The sequence below is a fragment of the Arthrobacter sp. P1_B3 genome (assembly GCF_056406615.1).
In genome coordinates this window covers 24,604-44,019 of sequence record NZ_JBFTZV010000020.1, presented here as the reverse complement: position 1 = coordinate 44,019, position 19,416 = coordinate 24,604, and the positions used below count along the sequence as shown (strand labels likewise).

Genomic DNA, 19,416 nt, shown 5'->3' with positions numbered 1-19,416 from the left:
ATCTCCGGTCAGAGCTGGAGCACGCTGTAGACGGCGAGGCAAAGCCCGATCGCGAGTGCAGCGATCGCTGCGATCCTGCGGCCGTTGCGTTGAAGCCAGTTATAGAGGGCGGTCAAAGGAATTTGGGCGCGCGCGGGCGAGTGCAGCCATACAGCCACGGGAATGATGACGGCTGACTGTGCCACGGCGGCGTAAGCGAGGACTAGCAGGCTTCCTTGCAGCGGCGGCGGCTCCTGGACTCCAATCACGGCCCCGGCCGTGACGGCCAGCAGGATAGCTTTGGGGCGCAGGTTCAGACCCAGGCCGAGGATCACGAACTCCCAGGGCCGGGCGGAGCGGAACTTCGATGTCATTTTGCTGGGCACGGCGCTCTCCGGCCGGCCCTTGCGCACTAGGAGGTACGCACCGTACACGATCAGAATTGCACCGATCACAAGGGCAAACTGCGCCACTAATTCGTCATTACGCAGGCGCGGCCTGACGGGCAAGAATTGCAGCCCGACGGCCGACAGGCCTACGACCACAATCGAACCCGCAAGGCTGCCGATCAGGAAGGGAAGGGCGCCGCGGCGTGGATTTGGGGAAAGCAGAATCACGAGCGTCACACTGACAGGCACGGTGCTCATCGCCCCGGCGAGGGCGAAGAGCAAAAGGCTAATGATGGTGCTCAGCATGCTGCTCTCACCTGCCCCGGGCAGCACCCTGACGGCACGTTATGCCTTCGGCGCACTGCCGGTGTCCGGACGAGCTGGTTTCGGCCGTCCGCGGCGGACACGGCGGGCGCGGACGGCCGAAACCGGCCCGCCCGGCCTCGGCCGTCCGCGGCGAGCGCGGATTGCGTCGTCCTCGTCCTTGATGAGCTGCTTGAGGTCCGTCTGGTCGCCGGTCAACGGCCGCCACCATGAGAGCGAGGGGTCCGAATCGATCAAGATGGTCCGAAACAAAAGTGTCAGGGGGACGGCGAGGATGGCGCCGACAGGGCCCAGGACCACGGCCCAGAAGAGGACGGAGGCGAATGTCAGTGTCTCGCTGAGGGACACCGCGTTGCCCACGTATCTGGGTTGGATTATCGACTGGATGATGCTGTTGATCCCGCCATAGATGATGATGATGGTGATGACGGTCGGCCAGCCCCCGGTGAGGAATCCAAAGAACAGCGGCGGGATGATCGCAATGAAATACCCAATGTTGGGGATAAAGCTGCAGATGAAGGACAGCAACCCCCAAAGCAGGGCGCCGGGGACTTGCAAGATGACCAGAAGCAGCCAGTTGAACAGGCCCTGGGCTATTCCGAGAACTGTGGTGGCGACCATATAGCGGCGCACGGCGGTTCCGAAGCCATTGAGCGCTGTGACTAGAGCCGGCCGGTGGTAGTTCAGATGGATCAGGAGCGCCGGTGTACGCGAACCATCAATCGCCATAAGAATGAGCATCGTCAGAATGATCACGAGGGTGGTCAACAGGCTCGCCATGTTCCCGAGAAGACCGCCGAGGAACCCGATGATGCGGCCGGGCGTAAACCCGTTCAGAACTTCCTGGGCTTGCTCCGGGCCGAAACCAACAGACTCCAGCAGTGCGGAGATCCTGGCGCCGAGTTGGGCCAACTCGGGAGCGTATTGCGGCAGCAGCGCGGAGAACTGCGCGAGTGAGGCAATCAGGACGGCGGCGAAGGCGGTCAACAGCCCGAAGACAGCCGCGATCGTGGTCCCGGTTGCTATGCCCCGGGAAATACCACGTCCTTGCATCCAGCGGCGCAGAGGATGAACACAGAGCGTGAGTACGAAGGCCAGAAAGACCGGGGTGAATATTCCCTGGATCGCTCCGAGGCCGAAGGCTGCAATCGTCGCGCCAGCAAGGGCGAGCAAGATTACCAGAGTGCGGGGGAGGGCCGGACGTGGATCAGATTCCGTTGATGCCGGCTCCATTGAGCCCTCCTTGGTTCAGCTTGGCTCCACCTTATAGGCGGGGAGACGAGCTGAGTAGTGAGTCCATTGTGGCTTGCTCCCCGACGATTAGGGACCCCAATCTGAGTCAGACGACTACTTTGCTCTTGATCCGCTCGAATTCCTCGGCAGTGATGGTTCCTGCGTCCAAGAGCGCCTTGGCTTTGGCGATCTCCTCAGTCGGGCTCGCTGCGGCGACCTGGCGAATATACGCATCGGTTTCAGCCTGGCTCTTGCGGGCCTGGGCCATTGACCGCTCCGCCATCCCCTTGCCGCGCGCAATCATGTACACCAGAACGGACAGGAGGGGTACAAAAACCAGGAAGAGGATCCAGACGGCCTTCCACCAGCCGCTGAGTTCGTGGTCACGAAAGAGGTCGCCGATGACCATGAACAACGCCCATAGGAAGGCGAAGAACGCATAGAAGATGAACAGCCACCAGAAAATTTCCCAAAAGTTCTCGAAGAAATCCATTTGGCTTCCCTACTTTCATTTGGCGAACCTTGTTTGTGGACGGGGCTCTGGGCGGGATGAGTTCACATGTCCAGGTTCCGGGCGGGCGACCTAGCACTTGACATCATTTGAGAGGTCGCTGACGGCGGCCTGCACGTTTGCGGCTTCGTCCCGCAGGGAGTTGACTGCCTGGGACAGTGTCGCGGTGTCGGGAACGGCGTTGACTGCGGCAGTGAACTTCTGTTGTGCAGTCTTGACGGCATCCACCCGGTCCTTGGCCGCGTCACCGGCTGACTGGACCAGATCGTCATAGGTTTTCCGGACCTGGTCACGTGCCGACTGGATCTGCTCCACCGTGGCGCCAGGCCTGAGGGTGTCCTTGAAATTCGTCAGCGATGCGGAGAACGCATCGGCGGCAGCGCAAACCGGTGAAACGCTTGGCGTCTGGCTGGTGGCGGGGCTGGTGCTCGGGCTTGTGGTGCTGCAGCCGGCGAGTAACCCAATTGCTGCCCCAAGCGCCATCATTCGCGCGAGGACTGGTTGTGGTCTCGACATTGGAGGCCCCTCTCCATAGGCTTTCGCCTGGCAGCCAATCACTGGCAGGTACAACCAGTGTTGGCTTGGGGCCACGCAGGCGCCTCACCCGCCGGGGGTGATCCTTGGACGCTGCGCTCCTTGTCCGGTGTGCCGCTGACCAGCGCAGACACGACGCGGGAGCCGACTTTGCGTTGTCTGAGACCGCATTGCTGCCATCACGCCGGCCGAATCACCCCGGGGTGATGATGTGCGGGCTCCGCCCCTGTGATGGACTGCTGTCCAGAACAGAGGGAGGATGCCATGTGCCGTTGGCTAGCGTATTCGGGTTCGCCAGTGCTACTGGAGGAGTTGTTGTACAAACCCACCAACTCGCTCGTGATGCAGAGCAAACATGCTCGAATGGGCGTCGAAACCACTAACGGGGACGGCTTCGGTGTGGGCTGGTATGGAATCGCGCCGTACCCCGGGCTGTTCCACAGCACGGAGCCGGCCTGGCATGACCGCAACCTCCGCGAGCTGTCCGCCCAGGCGTCGGCCGGCCGCGTCTTCGCGCACATCCGTGCCTCGACCGGCTCGGCCGTCCAACAGACCAACTGCCACCCATTCCGCCACGGCCGGTGGCTGTGGATGCACAACGGACTCATCAGGGATTTCGCGACCGTCAAGCGCGACTTGGTCATGGCCGTTGATCCAACGCTCTTTCCGCTGATCGAGGGAGCCACGGACTCAGAGCTCTTCTTCTTCCTCGCGCTGACCTTCGGACTGGAGCAGGACCCGCGAACGGCTGTGGCGGCCGCGGTTGGACTGATTGAAGACGTCGGCCGGCGCCACGGCATCGAGCAGCCGATCCAGATGACCGTGGCCACTACCGACGGCGACACCACCTGGGCGTTCCGCTACTCGAGTGAAAGGCAGTCCCGGTCGCTGTTCCACAGCACCGACGTCGCAACCCTTCGCGCGCAGTACCCGGACAACCCGTTGCTTCATGAGCTCTCGGACGACGCGCGCCTGGTCGTCTCCGAACCCCTGGGGGATCTCCGCGGGGCGTGGCGGGAAGTGCCGGAGGCTACCTGCGTGGTGGTGCACGGCGGCGGGGAGGACCTGTTCCCGTTCTCGCCCACCGCCCCTTAGCCAAGCCTGCCGCCCCTTAGCCCCGCCTGCCGGCTATAAGCGCCGCTGCCCGGGCACCGGAAGTCTGCCCGGGCACTCGCGCTGCCCTTCTGCCTGGCTGGCGCGGCTCCTCAGGCCCCGGGCTCTCGGGGGATAGGGATCGTGGGATTCGTGTCGTCTGGAGCACCCGCCATGGTGGACGCTGGAGGAGGAACGGGCGCGGTGGGGGGCGCTGTGACGGACTCGCCCTCTGGCTCGGCTCCGGGCTCGCCGCCTGCTCCGGTGCCGGGAGTCGGCTCGGCGCCGGGAGCCGGTTCGGTGCCTGGAGCCGGTTCGGTGCCTGGAGCCGGTTCGGCGACTACAGCCGGGCGGCACAGCAGTTCGACCAGGAGAATAGCCAGTACGGCAAGGATCGCTGTCCAGATGGCGACGGCCGCCGTCGGGTCTTGCCAAAAGATCAGCACAAGCGCAGCGATTCCGATGACCGTGGCCTCGAGTATCCGCCGATAGCGGGCCAACCAGAGTTGCCATGGTTTGGCCTGGCCGCCGCCGACCTTGCCGGTGATGTAGTCGCCCGCAGTCGCCAAACCATGCCGGACATACTCCGCAGGACGCGAGTGGCCGCTCAGGAATGCGGCCAAAGCAATGATGAGTCCTACCGCGAAGACCAGGCGCAGGCTCGTGCGCAGAGGTACCACGAGTGTCTCAACCAGGCTTTGAGCCGCCGCCGGCGAGACGGCGTCCGGCGGAATTGAGTTCAGGAGAATGCTGCGCCCGATCACAAGTCCCAGCGCCAGCAACGCCATGGATATGGCGACGGCCAATCCGACGCCGCTGGTGGTGCTCCGTTTCCGGCCGCGCGGGGCCACGGCTACGGCGCCCACGGCGCTGATCACCGTCAGCCACGCCAATATTGGGGCGGTCTGGTCCAGCGCTCTGATGGCGTTGGTGGCCCGGACCAGTTCTGGCGACTGGAACAGGGGGATCTGCGCGTCAACGTCCGGGATCCTGGCTGCGATGCCGACCCCCTGCTGGACGAGGGCGGTCTTGACCCGGGCAATGATCTCCTTGGTAGAGATTGTCACCGTGCCGCTTTGGTCGATACTTACGGCGCCGCCCGTGTTCCCGGTGGCGAGGTTCACCAGGCCCTGGTGCGCCACCCGGTTCACCTGGATCCAAAGATCCTGGAACTGCGGTGTGGCTACGAATTTGGATACGGTGGAATGAATGAGGTTCTTGGTCTGCTCCGCAATCACCGGCGCCAGCCCGGTGATCACCGCGGCCACGCGCGGCGCCGTTTTGCTGAGTTCGTTGAGCGCATCCCGGGTGATGGTCTCGAGGTCCACGGAGTCGGTGATCTGTTGTGTGACCTTGTCCGCGATCTCGGCCTGGATCGCAGGGTCCGACGCCAAGGGCGCCACAGTTGCCACATAGCGATCGGTGTCGAGGACTTCACTGCGCAAATACATGGCAGGCACAGCGGCGAAGGCCAGCACGGCCGTCAGTACCACCAGCACGATGGCTACTATCCGGCGAGCCAGCCCCGGGTGTCCACCGGCTGGCCTCGGGTGGGCCTTCCGGGCAGCGTCCCGTTCCTGCTGGAGACGGGCAACCTCCGCCCGAAGCCGCAGTATTTCTTCCTGTTCCGGGCCGCCGGGGCTCGTGGGCTGATCTTGAAGAGACATGGATTCCGCCTAGGTAGCAACTCGTCGACCCGGCCCGATGTCCTGCGGCTGGGCAGTCACGCCTAGTTTCATTGTTCACTCGGCGGGCCGGTCCAGCCCCACCCGCACAGGGTGATCTGTCACCCCATGGAATGACCTGCAACGTCCGTCACCGCGTGGGCGGCGCACACGAAGAAGTCTTGATGGGCACACCGGAACCCGGCATGTCCACGGTGTGCGTAAGTCCGCTGCTTCATATCCGCGTTCATATGCGCCAATTTTCAGCCGGTCCTCGCGCTGTCATCCCTTTCGGGTGATGAGGACGGCCGGTTCAGGGTTGCTGCCCCAGACGCCGCCCTGCCGCGAAAAAGGCGACTTTTGCGATGAGCAGGAGAGCGCCCAGGTCAGCAATCATTTGGACTGATACGACTGCCCTTGCCAGTTGGCTTACCGGAGCAATGTCGCCAAACCCCACGGTGGCAAACGTGGAAGTCGTGAAGTACAGGGCGTCTGTTTTACTCAGCTGTTCAGTAAATGACGAAGGGTAGGTGATTGACATAGACGTGTACAGCAGCGCGAACAGACACAGAAACATCAACAGGCATTCGAAGACAGCCTCGGCCGCCCGGACCTTGGGGATATGCGCCACGAGTATAAACCGCAATTGAACGGACAAGGCGGCGAAAAAGACCAAGACGACGGCCGCCAGGCGGATCCAGGCGGCCGCAGGATTGTCCCCGTTGAATCCCCCTACGGGGACAGCGAAGTAGACGAAGAAGACAACTGCCGAAAATGCAGCCAGACGTACTACCGCGAAAATAATGACCCGCCTTCGGCTGGCCTTGTCGAGCTCGTGAAGGAAAATCGGGTCCGTCTGGCTGCCGTGCTTCATAGGCATGACTGATGATACCGCCGCTCAGGAAATTCGTGCCGTGCCGCTTTCGGGGCCAGGGCCGGCCGTTTTGGTCGCGCCACACAATGATGCACAAGGGGTCTTTGCGCCCTGTTGGTGCCCATTTTCGCCCGCCTAGCATGTGCTACGTGGGAGAAATGTCGAATGTCGGATGGCTGCCTGGTCCTCAGTTCAAGATCCGGCCACCTTTGCGCGGCCTTGGAGCGTTGGAACGTCCGCGCCTGGAAAACGCATTGTCCGCGTCCGCCGATTCGCACCGACTGACGCTCGTCGCAGCGCCGGCCGGCTACGGCAAGTCCACGTTCCTGGGCGATTGGGTCCGCAACTGCGATCTGCCGTGCGCCTGGCTGTCGCTCGATCGGTTCGATACTGAACCGGCACGTCTTTTTCACGGGGTTGTCGGGGCAATCCAGCGTGCGGCCAGCACGTTGCCCCTTCCGGGCAGCGATGCCCTGCTGTCCCTTGACCAAGGCCTCGCCCACGACCGGGCTGCCTCCTACGACCTTTTGCTCCGTGCCCTCGAGGAGCTCACGGAGCCGATTGTCCTGGTGATCGACGACGTCCATTTGGCCGGGCCGGGGCTGGCGAACGGGATAGTGGGGGTGCTTGCCGCGTCGGCGCCCCCGTCGTTGCGGCTGGTCCTCTCGGGACGGGGCCATACTCCCATCCAGCTGGAAAGGTTCCGGTATGGCGAGGGCCTTGGTGAGCTGCGGGCCCCCGAGCTTGCCTTCACGCAGGAGGAAGTCGCCAAGTTTGCGTTTTCGCTGGGACAAGGCGCAGCCTTTGACGCCGGATCCCTCTGGAGAATGACTGCCGGCTGGCCGGTCGCGGTGCATGCGGGCATCGTCTCGCTGGCGCAGTCCGGTAACGTGCCGGTCACGACGCCGGGCACCGCGGCCAAGCATGTACCGCTCGCCGACTACGTCGCGGAAGAGATCCTTGATCAGCTCGAGCCGTCGCTGGCGGAGTTCATCTTGCGGGCAACTACTTGCGACTGGCTTGGCCGCCGGCTCGCCGTCGAACTCTATGGCCGGCCCCACGGCGGCGTGCTGCTTGAGGAATGCCTGCGCAACGGCCTCTTCATCGAGGAGCACGATTACCGCGGCGGCGAATCGATGTACCGCTGGCATTCCCTCTTCGCGGCGCAGTGCCGGCGAATCCTTGAGCGGCGCGATCCGCTCCTTGCCGAGCGTCTTCACCGCGTGGCAGCGCGGTACTACCAGGACACCGACGTCGTCGAATGCGCAGCCCAGGCGCTGCCAGGGCGCGCTCCACGCCAAGCCGTGATGTCGCTGGGAGCGCACTGGCTCGACTTCGTGGTCGGCAACGACGCCCAGACCCTCGAACGGCTGTGCCGGGACCTGCCCACGCCGTGGAGCGAGGACCCCGAGATATTGATGATCAGATCCGTCTGCCGTGAACTTGCCGGCGACAGCACCGCGGCGTCCGAGCTCACCGAGCGGGCGCTATCGCGGACCTTCGTCCTGGATGCGCTTCGCCGCCGGCGGCTTGAGGGTTGCCGGGCCCACTTCGAACCGACGACTGGCATGGGCCGCACGGACCTCCACGCCGCAGCGGCTGAAGCCGGCCGGCCGAGCAGGGACATTTCTGAAGACGGCCACTCCGCCGCCTGTTCGACAGGACTGTTCTTGCTTGCCCAAGCGGAATTTCGGCTGCACCGTACTGGCGAACTCGCGGCTGCCCTGCTCCAGGCGGCGGCCGGGACCGGAACCGGGGAGCAGCTGGAAGGGATTGAGATCTGCGCCCAAGCGGATCTAGCGTTGGCGTTTGCCGGAGCCGGTGATCTGGTGCACGCTTCAGAGCATGCCACGCGGGCGGTGGAGCGGGGCGATGCGCTGGGCTGGAATTCGCAGGAGCGGCTGGCTCCGGCCTGGCTGGCACGCGGAATTGCGTGCTACTGGAATGACAACCTGACAGCTGCGCAAACGTACCTTGCGAAGGCCCAGAGATTGGGCAGTGACCTGTTCCCGTCCGGGCCGCTGAGTGTCGTATATCGGGTTCTGACTGATTGTGCCACTGGCGATCCGGCCCGGCTTGCCGAATCCAGCTCGGTCCTGGAGTCCTTCCACGCACGCGGGCTGTACAGGGTGTCATGGAACGCCCTGCACACGATTGCCGTGGCGAAGGTCGCTGAAGCCCAGGGTGACCTGGACGGCGCGCTGGCGATCGCGCAACCGCTGGGCGCTGGCGGGCATGGGGCACTGGTGGATACGCTGCTGGCGGAGCTGCTGCGTCGGGGAGGGGAGATCAAGGCCGCCCAGCGCTGCACGGAGTCGCTGATGCATCGTCGCGGCAACTCGTATGTCGACACCTGCGCGAGTCTGACCGAGGCGCTTGTGGCGCACGGAACCGGAGATACTGCCACGGCGCATGAACGGATTGAACATGCGGTCCACCGGGCGGAGCCAGGATCCGTCCTCCGCCCCTTTGCGGAGCGGAGAGAAGAGCTCGCAGAATTGCTCGTGCAGCACGCTGTCTGGGGCACCGCCCACGAATCCTTCATCGCAGCCCTCATGGCACGTGATAGCCAGGGTGACGCACGGCTTCGGACACAGTCCTACTGGAGCCTGACCGAGCGCGAACGCGAAGTCCTGGCCTATATGCGCTCCATCATGACCGCGGCCGAAATTGCCGACGCGCTGTACATTTCGGTCAACACGGTCAAGACTCACGAACGGTCCATCTACCGAAAACTCGGGGCCGGTAGCCGGCGCGATGCTCTAAAGACGGCCGCCAAGCGCGGCATCGTTTGAACCTGCGGCCGGGAGGGGCCGGAGCCGGGAAGTTCACCCGGACCGGGTGAGGTCAGGGTTGGGTGAGGGATCGACACTGGTTGTAACCGTCAGTGGTTGCCGGGCTGCCGGGCTCCGGATTCCCGGGGGACGGTCCCTTTCGGAAGGATTCTCCAATGTTGAAAGCACATCGCGTTTTTGTGGGGCCGGTTGCGCTTGGGGCGGCAGTTGCGCTGCTGACCGGTTGCGCGCCCACCCCGCAGGAAAATGTGTCGCAGGCCTGCGCCGCCGCCAGCGCCTATGCTGCTGCCCTGACGAATTTCAAGGACACCTTGAAGCCCACTGCCACGGTGGAGCAGGTCAAGACGGCCCGGGACCAGGTGGCGAAGACCTACGAGGAAATGGTCAAACAGTCCCAGGACGTGGCGAAGGACCGGGCGGATGCGGTGAAGACGGGCCAGCAGAATCTTGAGTCGGCTGTGAAGGCTGTTCCCGATGACGCGACCCTGACGCAGGCCGCGAACTCGTTGCGGGACGAGACGGTGAAGCTTCAGGCCGCGGCCAGCGACCTCAGGAGCCAGCTCAAGTGCTAGCGACCCGGTAGGGTCCAGGAAGTGCCGCCATTGGCGGAGGCTACTGAGATGGCAGGTAGCCAAGGCTATCCTGGACGCCGGCACCATCAGCGCTGTTGAGTTTGACCAGATCAACAGCAAGGTTGTCCTCTGGGGCCAGAGGCCTCTAGGCACCCCATTGGCGGCGATGAAAGTCTGGAATCATGACAAGTTCGGATCCTTTTGTGATTGTGGTCGGGTTTGACGGCTCCAAGCAGTCGCGTGGCGCCCTCGAATGGGCCGTCGACGAGGCCCGGTATCGCGATGCCGAGCTGCGAATAGTGACTGTTTGGAGCAAGGCACCGATGTCGTGGTACCCCACGCTGCTGGAAACCGCCGCGGGGGAAGTCGTGGCGGAAGCGTCTCCGGAGCAGCAAGCCGCAGCCCTCGGCGCGGAGGCGGCGAGGGCTGCGGAGGGTTTAAAGGTGGTGACGCGGACCGTCCACAGCGACTCGGCGGCGTCGGCAATTCTTGACGCCGCACGGGAAGCCAATCTGGTGGTGGTCGGCTCGCGCGGCCACGGCGGCTTCGCGGGCCTGCACATCGGATCGGTTTCCGCCCAGGTGACCGGCCACTCGCCGTGCCCTGTCCTGGTGGTCCGTCCGATACCTTCCTGAGTCTCCCGCCGACAGGCCGCGGACGTCCAGCGGCTTATCGGCGAGAAATTGGAATAAGTCGGTGCGACTTACCCGGCTTCAGGGCAGTACCTTGTAGAGGTCGATGACCGTCTCTTCGGGCTGAGCGGTGAAGCCGCCCTCAATTCCATCTTGCATCCGGGGCATGAGGATCGTGTCCCGGAATTTCTCCCAGCTCTCCTTCGAGTCATGGACGGCCATGATGGTCCAACCGCCCTCGGAAGCCCCGGCGGCATGGAAGATCTGACCCTCCGGCAGGCGCCCCTCGCCTGGATGGACCGCCGCAAGCGACGCCTCGTACTGCTCCTTGGTGCCTCCCCGGAAAAAGTGCACGATTCCGTAGGGCGTGGTCTCCATAACAACTCCTAGGCTGGTGGTTGGGACTGGACAAAGCCAGTCCTAGACTCCGCCACCGTTCACGTCAAGTGCTTTTGCCTTACGCCTGCGCCTGGTGCCGCACTCCGGCGCTGGCCTCGGCGTTGAACCCGAGATTTCGGGAGACCGCCCTGGCTGTGGCCTGGACTGCCGGCGCCAGCACGTTCGGGGGAGTCGCGCCGTCGGGAACCACGATGGAAAGTGCTGCGGCGACGGCGCCCTGGGCATCGAAAATGGGGGAGGCCACGGAGACGGTCCGGGAGGGCGCTGACCTTCTGATCATGGCGACGCCAGTGCGGCGCACGTCGGACAGCGTGCGTCTGAGCTGCCCCTCCGGCATGGCGTCCACGCCGGCCTCCTCATCAGCGGGTTGCTTGATGACGGCTTCCTGGAATGCAGTGTCCGCACCGGCCAGCAACACCAGGCCGACGGCGGTGGACCGGAGCGGTGCCCGGCCGCCCACCCGGTACGCCACCTCGGTAGCCTGCTTGGACGACAGCCGTTCAATCAGCACGGCCTCGTCCTTGTCGAGCACAGCCAGGAGGACGTGATGGCGTGTTACTTCGAAAAGGTCCTCAAGATAGGGCAGCGCGATTTCCCTCACGCCATGGCCCCGAGGCGACAGTGACGCGACTTCCCACAGCCGTACTCCGACGACGTATCGACCGTCGTCGAGCCTTTCCAACGCACCCCAGGCCACCAGCCGGGCGATCAGCCGGAGCGCCGTCGGCGCTGGCATGTCCGCGTACCTGGCCATTTCGGAGAGCGTCAGGGCGCGACGCCGGTCCGTGAACACAGCCAGAAGGCTCAAGGCACGGTCGATGACGGGTTCGCCCTGCTTTGGCCGCTTGCCGCGTGCAGGTGCGGGGGGTGTGGGCCCGGCGCTGTCCGGATCCCTTTGCGGGACTGCTGTCATTTCAACCGTTCCTAGTTCGTCGCCAGTGACCCCCACCACAATAGTGTTTCGCCCAATGAAACTCCTAGCTAATGCCCCATGGCTGCGGCGCTCTTGGGTGGGGCGTCAACTGGCCGGCGCCGGTTCAAACGGACTCAGTCACCCTCGTCCCGGCAAGGCTGCCGAGGAACTTGGCACTCGCCTTTGGGGTCCGTTCCTGCGTGGCCCGGTCCACCGCGATGAGGCCGAACTTCGGACCGTAGCCAAAGATCCACTCGAAGTTGTCGAAGGCTGTCCAGGCGATGTAGCCGCGGACGTCGATGCCGTCGGCCAGGCAGGACGCCACGCCGGCTACCGCCGTGCGGAGGTACGCCAGCCGCTGGGCGTCGTCGTCGGTGGCCAGGCCGTTCTCCGTGATGATGACAGGGATGCCGGCGATCCTGGCTGCCTCCCGGATGGTCGCTTCGAGGGCCTCAGGGTAAATTTCCTCGCCCATCTGGTTCGTCTCGGCACCTTCGGGGACCGGTGCCACTCCGTCCGGGCCGAACACCGTCCGGCCGTACGTCTGGATCCCCACGAAGTCGTCGTCGCGGGACGCCACGAGGAAGCGTTCGTTGACCTCGCGACGGATCCTGTCCGCCCGGTCCTGGCCGCCTTCGGCTGCCTGGATGTCGGTGTTGGCCAGGGTCCACCCGACCGGGAGCTCCGGCCGGATCGCTTTGATGGCGGCCCGGCCCTCGCGGTGTGCAGCGAGCTTGATGTCGAAGCCGGCCTCGGAGACCGTGAACTGGAAGGGCGCCACGCGGCTCGCGTCGATCCCGAGCCGGTCTGCTGCGGCCGCCCACAGCGGCACCTCTGCCCTGCGTTCGGGGGCCTCGCCGCCGAGACCGAGCTCCTTGAGCAGCCAGGGGAGGTTCGGCTCGTTGAGTGTGCAGGCGACGCCGATGAGGTCGCCGAGGTGCCGCATGGCCCGGTCGCAGTAGCGGGCGAACCGTTCGGGGGTCTGCGGGTCCTCCCAGCCGCCGGCCGCCAGGAGCCATCTGGGTGAAGTGAAGTGATGGAAAGTGACTACCGGGGTGAGCCCGTGTTCATGGCAGGTCTCGAGCACGCGGCGGTAATGATTGAGTTCCGCCACTGAGAAACAGCCCTCTTCGGGCTCGATGCGTGCCCACTCCAGCGAGAAGCGGTAGCTGGTGAACCCCAGGCCGGCGATCAGGGCGATGTCCTCGCGGTATCGGTGGTAGTGGTCGACGGCGTCTCCGGACGGTTCGGCGAAGATCGTTCCGGGGAGCCTCTCAAGGAACCAGCAGTCACTGTTGACGTTGTTTCCCTCGACCTGGTGGGCTGCCGTGGCGACGCCCCACAGGAAATCGTGCGGGAAGGCAAAAGAGTCGGTCATCTGGTTCCTTTCGATCTGAGCGCCAAGCGACTGTGCGTGGGCTGACTGTCCATCCTCCGTGGTCAATGTCAGGGGCGGGGTGGCCGTTTTCATTGGTTGAAAGGCTCATCGCTGTTGACGCGGACATTGCGCGTCCACCCGGGACCCGTCCGGAGTGACCCCCACCACAATACTTTTTCAATCAATGACATTCTCGTGTTTCCGTTTGAGGCGTCGCCGTGATCCTTGAGTGAGCCGGTCACCGAGACCCATCTGACGAGAGGGGCTCCGGCGCAACGGCCCGGAAGCTGGTCATGGACGATCGGCATACAGGCCGCCAGGCTCCCCGGATGTTGACCCCCGTTTGCTGAGAAAGAATGCGAAGGCGCACTACATGAAACTTCTGAACTCCACCGCACGACGGAGCGCGGCCGTTCTGGCCGGGGCGCTTCTCATGAGCTCGCTCACCGCCTGTGGCGGCGGGTCCCAGGCGGCAACCGCCGCCAACAAAGACACACTGACCATCGCCGTCGACAGCGACAGCGCTTCCTTCGGCTTCGATCCGCTGCGTGTCGCCGACGCGCAGCGGCAGTTTTTTGAAGGCCTCTACGAAAACCTCATGACCCTGCAGCCGGACGGTTCTGTTGGACCGGGCTTGGCCAAGGAGTTCAGCTACAGCGCGGACAATACGGTCCTTACGCTGACCCTCAAGGAAGGCGTCACCTTCACGGACGGCGCTACCCTGGATGCGGCACTGGTGAAGGCTAACCTGGACCGCCGCAGCGACCCTGCACTCAGCGCCTACTCCGCAATCGCCCAGGGCGGAGCCCAGGAAATCACGTCGGTGAGTGTTGTCAGTCCCACGCAGGTGGCCATCAAGTTCGCCAAGCCGCAGCCAGGGTTCGAAAAGAACCTCGCCTCGACCATGGGCATGGTTGTCGGCAAGACCGGTGTTGCCGACACGGCCAGCCTCGCCGCAACCCCGGACGGCTCCGGCCCCTACACGCTCGACCCCTCCACGGTTAAGGGCAACAAGTACGTCATGGTGAAGAACGCCAAGAACGCCGACGCCGCAGACTACGCCTACAACAAGATCACCTTCAGCGTCATCCAGGATCCCCAGGCGCGCGCCAACGCTCTCGTCTCCGGCCAGGCCGACGTCGCCATGCTCACCTCACCCACGGTGGACTTCGCAAAGTCCAAGGGCCTCGGCGTGTCCCAGATCGGTGGAACCCTGCACACCATGGTTTCCTTCGACAAGACCGGGAAGACCGCCCCCGCCTTTGCCAGCGAGAAGGTCCGCCAGGCGTTCCAGTACGCCATCAACCGCAAGGCCCTGGTAGAGGCACTGCACAAGGGTGACATTCCCGCCTGGAACGCCCTACCCAAAGACTCCGCCGGGTTCACGGCGGAACTGGAATCCACATTTGCCTACGACCCGGAGAAGTCCAAGAGCCTGCTGGCCGAGGCCGGCTACGGTAACGGCTTCGAGTTCACCATTGTTGGCAGCGCCGAAACCCAGACGGACCTGCAGGCCGTCCAGAAGGATCTGGCCGCCGTCGGAATCAAAATGAACATCAAGATGGCTTYCTCCACCGATGAAGCCTTCGCGGCCGTCGCAACCACACCCCTCGGCTACGCCGCGCTCGGCTGGGACAACCCGGTGGGCCTGATGTACGGCGTGGTCCTGAACGGGTTCACCAATGTGCAGAAGGCTTCCGATGAGCAGTTGACGGCCGCCACGGGCGAGGCCGCAGCCGCGAAGGACGACGCCGCCAAGAAGACCGCCCTCACCAAGCTCAACACCCGCTTGGTGGAATCCGGCTGGATGATCCCGCTCTACGAGTCACTCACCAACCAGGGCTACAACACCAAGAAGGTTCAGCAGGTGAAGTTCGCGGGTTCGAACGCGTACCCGCTGCTCTCGTCCTACGCACCCGCTAGCTGATCACTGAACCCTGCCGGATGGCCACCCCGCCTTTGCAAGGGGGGCAGCCGTCCGGCAGGTCCTGACCGATGGAGGTCACCATGGCACTATTCATCACCAAGCGTCTGCTGATGGCGCTGGCCACCGTGCTGGTGGTCGCGGTACTGGCATTCATGCTGGTGCACGCGATGCCCGGCAGCCCCGGCGCTGTGTCCCTGGGTGCCGGCGCCTCCCAGGAGGCCATTGACGAGGTCAATCGGCGGCTCGGCTGGAACGACCCGCTCCTCGCCCAGTTCTTCCGCTGGTTCGCAGACGCAGTCCAAGGCAATCTGGGCACGTCCCTCATCGACGGCCGATCCGTCTCGGCGGATCTGGCCAACAGGCTGCCCGTGACCGCGTCGCTGGCCGCCGGCGCCACAGTGCTGAGCGCTGTCCTCGGCATTGGCCTGGGCGTGACGGCGGCGGTCCGGGGCGGCATCACAGACCGCATCGTCGGCGGGATCTGCGGCCTGGCCGTGGCGCTGCCTGCCTTCTGGATCGGCATCATCTTCGTGTACCTGTTCGCCGTCCAGTCCTCGGTCTTTCCCGCCACTGGTTACGTCCCCTTCGAGGTCTCGCCGCAGGACTGGGGCCTGTCCCTGGCCTTGCCCGTGATCACGCTGGCCGTAGGCGGCGCGGCGTTCATTGCCCGCCAGACCCGGGCCTCCATGCTCGAGGCGCTGCAGCAGGAACACATCCGCACGCTCCGCGCCACAGCCACCCCCACCTGGAAGATCCTCTACATCCACGCCCTGCGCTACGCCAGCCTCCCCATCGTTGCCGGCATCGCACTGCAGTTCATCGGACTGTTCGGCGGTTCCGTCATCGCGGAGCAGCTGTTCGCCATGCCGGGCCTGGGCCAGGCCGTCCAGACCTCCGTCAGCACCCACGACGCCCCCGCCGTCCAAGGCGTGGTGGTCATCGCCACCGTCGTGGTGGTGACAGTGAACCTGGTGCTGGAACTCGCCACCAAGTTCCTCGACCCGAAGTTGCGTGCCTCATGATCCCGAACGTCGCCCCAGCCCCTGCCGACAGCGCCCCAGCCCCTGCCGACAGCGCCGCAGCCCCGGCCGTCCAGCCCACGTCCGGAGCGCCCAAAGTCGGCCGGCCCAAGTTTGGTCCGCGGGCCGCCTTTGGCAAACTTTCCGCGAACCGGCTCTTCGCCTCTCCCGGAGGTGCGGCCGGCGTCGTATGGCTGGCCGCCATAGTGGTTGCCTCGCTGACAGCCCAATGGTGGCTACCCTACAAAACGGAGGACCAGGACTTCACCGCTGTCCTGTCCGGTCCCACCGCCGCGCACTGGCTCGGCACCGACGAACTCGGCCGGGACCTCCTCAGCCGGATCTTCGCTGCCGCCGCCGGCACCCTGGGAACCTCACTGATCACGGTGATTGTCGGCGTCGGGCTTGGAACCGCCCTGGCGATGGTGGCAGCCGGCGGAGACCGGACGGAAGGAGCGATCAGCCGTGCCACCGAGGTCATGATGTCCCTGCCCGGCACCGTCATCATCCTGGCGGTCATCGGGGCCGTGGGAACCAACATCCCGCTGATCATGGCCATCCTGGGCGTCCTCATCTCCGCCGGCATCTACCGCGTCATGCTGGGCCAGGCCAAGTCGCTCCAGTCACAGCTGTACGTGGACGCCGCCAAGGTGGACGGCGTCAGCGCCCTGGGGATCAGCCTCCGCCACGTCCTGCCCGGACTGACCAACACCGTCGTGGTCCAGTCCGCCCTCATCTTCGCCGTCGGCATGCTCATTCAGGCCGGCCTGGCGTTCATCGGCTTCGGCCCGCCCATCCCACAACCCAGCTGGGGCGGCATGATCCAGGGCGCCTCCCAGCACGTCTACGACGCCCCGTGGCTGATGGTTCCCACCGGTGCAGTGCTTGCCCTGACCGTCCTTGCCGCGAACGCCATTGGCAACGCCCTGGGAAAGGCGCCGAACGCTTACGTCTCGCACCTGCCGTCGGCAGCGGCGCGCCGCCGGCGTGCGCGTACGGTAGCCGAGGCGGGTGCCGCTGCGGGCGCCGCTGGTGCGGCAGCCGACACGGGAGCCATCCCGGCGAAAGGCCAACTGAGCGTCCGCGGACTCTCTGTAGGGGTCGACGGCGGAACTCCGCTGGTCACGGACGTCTCGTTCGATGTCGGGCAGGGAACCGTGCTGGGCCTGGTGGGGGAGTCCGGCTGCGGCAAGACCATGACGGCGCTGTCCCTGCTGGGACTGCTGCCGGCCGGGGTGGCCGCCACCGGCGGACAGATCCTGTGGAACGGCAAGAACCTCGCCGCCGCCACGGAGCACGACCTGGAAAATATCCGCGGCCGGGACATCGCCCTGATCTCACAGGAACCCATGCGGGCCCTAGACCCCATGTTCACCGTGGGCTACCAGCTCACCGCGGCCATCCGCCGGCTGCGGAAGGTCGGCAGAGCCGAGGCACGGGCCCAAGCCCTCGGCCTGCTCGAAAAAGTGGGCATCGTGGACGCCAACCGCATTCTCAAGACCTACCCGCACCAGATCAGCGGCGGCATGGCCCAGCGCGTTGCCATCGCCCTCGCACTGTCCGGCCGGCCCCGGCTGCTGGTGGCCGATGAACCCACCACAGCGCTGGACGTCACCGTGCAGGCCGAAATCCTTTCGCTGCTGCGCTCCCTGGTGAAGGACACCGGGATGTCCGTGGTGATGGTGACGCACGACCTGGGCGTCGTGGCGGACATCTGCGACAACGTCGCCGTGATGTACGCCGGCCAGGTGGTGGAAAGCGGACGGACCGCCAATATTCTCGACAACCCCCGCCACCCTTACACCCTGGCGCTACTGGCCGCCGACCCGCACGCCAACACCGCGGCGGACATGCCTGAACGGCTCGCCACCATCAGCGGCCAGGTTCCGCAGCCAAAGGACTGGCCCACCGGCTGCCGCTTCATGGCGCGCTGCCAGTTCGCCGGCTCCGCGTGCGCCGCCCCGGTGCCGCTGCTGTCCTCCGGCTCCGAGGACGGACTGGTCCGCTGCGTCAAGGCGGACGAACTGGCGGTGGAGGGCCTGGCATGGGTTGCCACCGAAGTGCCCACTCACCGAGTACTGAAAATCGTCGAAAAGGACCTGGCATGAGCATCGAGACGGCAGAACGGCAGGACACGGCGCCAGTTGCGCCGGAGCAGCCCATACTGGAGGTCAAAGACCTGCTGGTCCGGTACGGCCGCGGCCGGAACGCTGCAGCGTCCCCGGCAGCGGTGGACGGCGTCAGCTTCTCCATCCGTCCCGGCGAGACCGTAGGCCTGGTGGGGGAATCCGGCTCCGGAAAATCCACCATCGGCAAGGCAATCCTTGGCCTCCAGGCGAGCGCCGGCGGCACGATCAGCTATCAGGGCAAGGACATCACCCACGCCGATGCTGCAGAGCGCCGCGCCCTCGGCGGTGAACTGCGGGCGGTCTTCCAGGACCCCAACTCCTCGCTGAACCCACGCCAGAGCATCGGTGCTTCGCTGGCCGAGCCGCTGCGGATCCGCGGAGTCACCGCCGCAGTGGCGCGCGGGAAAGCAGAAGCCATGCTCGAACGCGTGGGGCTGCCCCGCGAGGCCGTGGACCGCTATCCCAGCCAGTTCTCCGGCGGCCAGCGGCAGCGGATCGCAGTTGCCCGTGCCCTKATCTGCGAACCGAGGCTCATGGTCTGCGATGAGGCCGTCAGCGCCCTGGATCTCTCCACCCAGGCCCAGGTGCTCAACCTCCTGGCCGACCTCCGCGACGAGCTCGGCCTGAGCTACCTGTTCATCGCCCACGACATCTCGGTGGTCCAGTTCCTGGCGCAGCGCGTTGTGGTGCTCTACCGGGGCCAAGTGATGGAAAGCGGGCCCTCGGAAGCGGTCACGGAGTCGCCCAAGCACCCGTTCACCCAGGCTCTCGTGGCGGCCTCGCCCGTGCCGAGGCCCGCGGAACAGGCCGAGCGGAGGATACTGCGCGAATCCCTTGGCGTCCGCACGGCCACTGCGGTGGCGGCGTCGCCGGGGGGCTGTCCCTTCAGCCAGCGGTGCCCGCTCGCCACGGAGCTTTGCACCGCCGAGCGTCCGGCCCTCCGCCGGGTGGGCGCGTCCGACGTCGCCTGCCACTACGCCTGATGCCCGCGTCCAGCCCCACTTGAGATCCGCCTAAGCCAGATCAGCACAACGTCAGGGAGCTTCCCCCGC

General features: G+C 65.3%; 17 protein-coding genes. 8 read left to right on the top strand and 9 right to left on the bottom strand.

Annotation, left to right across the window (positions count from 1 at the left end):
• Positions 1–8 precede the first annotated feature (8 nt).
• The 4 genes from AC1D2F_RS18260 to AC1D2F_RS18245 form a co-directional block, all read right to left on the bottom strand.
• Positions 9–674 carry a GAP family protein gene (locus tag AC1D2F_RS18260; protein ID WP_229995559.1) on the bottom strand — a complete coding sequence of 222 codons (666 nt, stop codon included), beginning with the start codon at positions 672–674 and terminating at the stop codon, positions 9–11.
• 39 nt (positions 675–713) lie between these two features.
• On the bottom strand, positions 714–1,865 hold the full coding sequence (locus AC1D2F_RS18255; RefSeq protein ID WP_476967341.1) for an AI-2E family transporter: 1,152 nt from the start codon (positions 1,863–1,865) through the stop codon (positions 714–716).
• Positions 1,866–2,031: 166 nt separating this feature from the next.
• Positions 2,032–2,418, bottom strand: coding sequence for an SHOCT domain-containing protein (locus tag AC1D2F_RS18250; protein ID WP_229995557.1), 387 nt, complete (start codon positions 2,416–2,418; stop codon positions 2,032–2,034).
• Positions 2,419–2,508: 90 nt separating this feature from the next.
• Positions 2,509–2,952, bottom strand: coding sequence for a hypothetical protein (locus tag AC1D2F_RS18245; RefSeq protein ID WP_229995556.1), 444 nt, complete (start codon positions 2,950–2,952; stop codon positions 2,509–2,511).
• Between the two features lie 282 nt (positions 2,953–3,234).
• Here AC1D2F_RS18245 and AC1D2F_RS18240 point away from each other — a divergent pair, with 282 nt between their 5' ends.
• Positions 3,235–4,065 carry a class II glutamine amidotransferase gene (locus AC1D2F_RS18240; protein WP_364742903.1) on the top strand — a complete coding sequence of 277 codons (831 nt, stop codon included), beginning with the start codon at positions 3,235–3,237 and terminating at the stop codon, positions 4,063–4,065.
• A 110-nt stretch (positions 4,066–4,175) separates the two neighbouring features.
• On the opposite strand, the gene AC1D2F_RS18235 is transcribed toward AC1D2F_RS18240, so the two are convergent.
• Both AC1D2F_RS18235 and AC1D2F_RS18230 read right to left on the bottom strand, forming a co-directional pair.
• On the bottom strand, positions 4,176–5,729 hold the full coding sequence (locus AC1D2F_RS18235; RefSeq protein WP_476967340.1) for a hypothetical protein: 1,554 nt from the start codon (positions 5,727–5,729) through the stop codon (positions 4,176–4,178).
• 310 nt (positions 5,730–6,039) lie between these two features.
• A complete protein-coding gene (locus AC1D2F_RS18230; protein ID WP_229995812.1) occupies positions 6,040–6,600 on the bottom strand; it encodes a potassium channel family protein in 561 nt (186 codons plus the stop codon).
• Between the two features lie 227 nt (positions 6,601–6,827).
• Here AC1D2F_RS18230 and AC1D2F_RS18225 point away from each other — a divergent pair, with 227 nt between their 5' ends.
• The 3 genes from AC1D2F_RS18225 (at position 6,828) to AC1D2F_RS18215 (ending at position 10,602) form a co-directional block, all read left to right on the top strand.
• Positions 6,828–9,395 (top strand): helix-turn-helix transcriptional regulator, encoded by a 2,568-nt coding sequence (locus AC1D2F_RS18225; protein ID WP_476967339.1) that lies wholly within the window; start codon positions 6,828–6,830, stop codon positions 9,393–9,395.
• Positions 9,396–9,550: 155 nt separating this feature from the next.
• Complete coding sequence (locus AC1D2F_RS18220; RefSeq protein WP_229995814.1) at positions 9,551–9,967, top strand: hypothetical protein; 417 nt, start codon at positions 9,551–9,553, stop codon at positions 9,965–9,967.
• Positions 9,968–10,149: 182 nt separating this feature from the next.
• Complete coding sequence (locus tag AC1D2F_RS18215; RefSeq protein ID WP_364742913.1) at positions 10,150–10,602, top strand: universal stress protein; 453 nt, start codon at positions 10,150–10,152, stop codon at positions 10,600–10,602.
• Between the two features lie 78 nt (positions 10,603–10,680).
• On the opposite strand, the gene AC1D2F_RS18210 is transcribed toward AC1D2F_RS18215, so the two are convergent.
• From AC1D2F_RS18210 to AC1D2F_RS18200, 3 genes are all read right to left on the bottom strand, one after another.
• A complete protein-coding gene (locus AC1D2F_RS18210; RefSeq protein WP_364742916.1) occupies positions 10,681–10,977 on the bottom strand; it encodes a hypothetical protein in 297 nt (98 codons plus the stop codon).
• A gap of 79 nt (positions 10,978–11,056) precedes the next feature.
• A complete protein-coding gene (locus AC1D2F_RS18205; protein ID WP_364742919.1) occupies positions 11,057–11,911 on the bottom strand; it encodes an IclR family transcriptional regulator in 855 nt (284 codons plus the stop codon).
• A gap of 124 nt (positions 11,912–12,035) precedes the next feature.
• On the bottom strand, positions 12,036–13,289 hold the full coding sequence (locus AC1D2F_RS18200; RefSeq protein WP_364742922.1) for a glycoside hydrolase family 1 protein: 1,254 nt from the start codon (positions 13,287–13,289) through the stop codon (positions 12,036–12,038).
• Positions 13,290–13,662: 373 nt separating this feature from the next.
• Here AC1D2F_RS18200 and AC1D2F_RS18195 point away from each other — a divergent pair, with 373 nt between their 5' ends.
• From AC1D2F_RS18195 to AC1D2F_RS18180, 4 genes are all read left to right on the top strand, one after another.
• Complete coding sequence (locus tag AC1D2F_RS18195) at positions 13,663–15,216, top strand: ABC transporter substrate-binding protein (protein ID WP_476967338.1); 1,554 nt, start codon at positions 13,663–13,665, stop codon at positions 15,214–15,216.
• Positions 15,217–15,284: 68 nt separating this feature from the next.
• Positions 15,285–16,238, top strand: coding sequence for an ABC transporter permease (locus AC1D2F_RS18190; RefSeq protein WP_476967337.1), 954 nt, complete (start codon positions 15,285–15,287; stop codon positions 16,236–16,238).
• Complete coding sequence (locus AC1D2F_RS18185) at positions 16,235–18,343, top strand: dipeptide/oligopeptide/nickel ABC transporter permease/ATP-binding protein (protein ID WP_476967336.1); 2,109 nt, start codon at positions 16,235–16,237, stop codon at positions 18,341–18,343. The genes AC1D2F_RS18190 and AC1D2F_RS18185 overlap by 4 nt, the downstream gene beginning before the upstream one ends.
• On the top strand, positions 18,340–19,347 hold the full coding sequence (locus AC1D2F_RS18180; protein ID WP_364742931.1) for an ABC transporter ATP-binding protein: 1,008 nt from the start codon (positions 18,340–18,342) through the stop codon (positions 19,345–19,347). The genes AC1D2F_RS18185 and AC1D2F_RS18180 overlap by 4 nt, the downstream gene beginning before the upstream one ends.
• Positions 19,348–19,416: the final 69 nt, after the last annotated feature.

Excerpts from the sequence above, each read along its gene's own strand:
- AC1D2F_RS18260 (WP_229995559.1), bottom strand. The coding sequence starts at position 674 with ATGCTGAGCACCATCATTAGCCTTTTGCTCTTCGCCCTCGCCGGGGCG.
- AC1D2F_RS18250 (WP_229995557.1), bottom strand. The coding sequence starts at position 2,418 with ATGGATTTCTTCGAGAACTTTTGGGAAATTTTCTGGTGGCTGTTCATC.
- AC1D2F_RS18245 (WP_229995556.1), bottom strand. The coding sequence starts at position 2,952 with ATGTCGAGACCACAACCAGTCCTCGCGCGAATGATGGCGCTTGGGGCA.
- AC1D2F_RS18240 (WP_364742903.1), top strand. The coding sequence starts at position 3,235 with ATGTGCCGTTGGCTAGCGTATTCGGGTTCGCCAGTGCTACTGGAGGAG.
- AC1D2F_RS18235 (WP_476967340.1), bottom strand. The coding sequence starts at position 5,729 with ATGTCTCTTCAAGATCAGCCCACGAGCCCCGGCGGCCCGGAACAGGAA.
- AC1D2F_RS18230 (WP_229995812.1), bottom strand. The coding sequence starts at position 6,600 with ATGAAGCACGGCAGCCAGACGGACCCGATTTTCCTTCACGAGCTCGAC.
- AC1D2F_RS18220 (WP_229995814.1), top strand. The coding sequence starts at position 9,551 with ATGTTGAAAGCACATCGCGTTTTTGTGGGGCCGGTTGCGCTTGGGGCG.
- AC1D2F_RS18215 (WP_364742913.1), top strand. The coding sequence starts at position 10,150 with ATGACAAGTTCGGATCCTTTTGTGATTGTGGTCGGGTTTGACGGCTCC.
- AC1D2F_RS18210 (WP_364742916.1), bottom strand. The coding sequence starts at position 10,977 with ATGGAGACCACGCCCTACGGAATCGTGCACTTTTTCCGGGGAGGCACC.
- AC1D2F_RS18205 (WP_364742919.1), bottom strand. The coding sequence starts at position 11,911 with ATGACAGCAGTCCCGCAAAGGGATCCGGACAGCGCCGGGCCCACACCC.
- AC1D2F_RS18200 (WP_364742922.1), bottom strand. The coding sequence starts at position 13,289 with ATGACCGACTCTTTTGCCTTCCCGCACGATTTCCTGTGGGGCGTCGCC.
- AC1D2F_RS18190 (WP_476967337.1), top strand. The coding sequence starts at position 15,285 with ATGGAGGTCACCATGGCACTATTCATCACCAAGCGTCTGCTGATGGCG.
- AC1D2F_RS18185 (WP_476967336.1), top strand. The coding sequence starts at position 16,235 with ATGATCCCGAACGTCGCCCCAGCCCCTGCCGACAGCGCCCCAGCCCCT.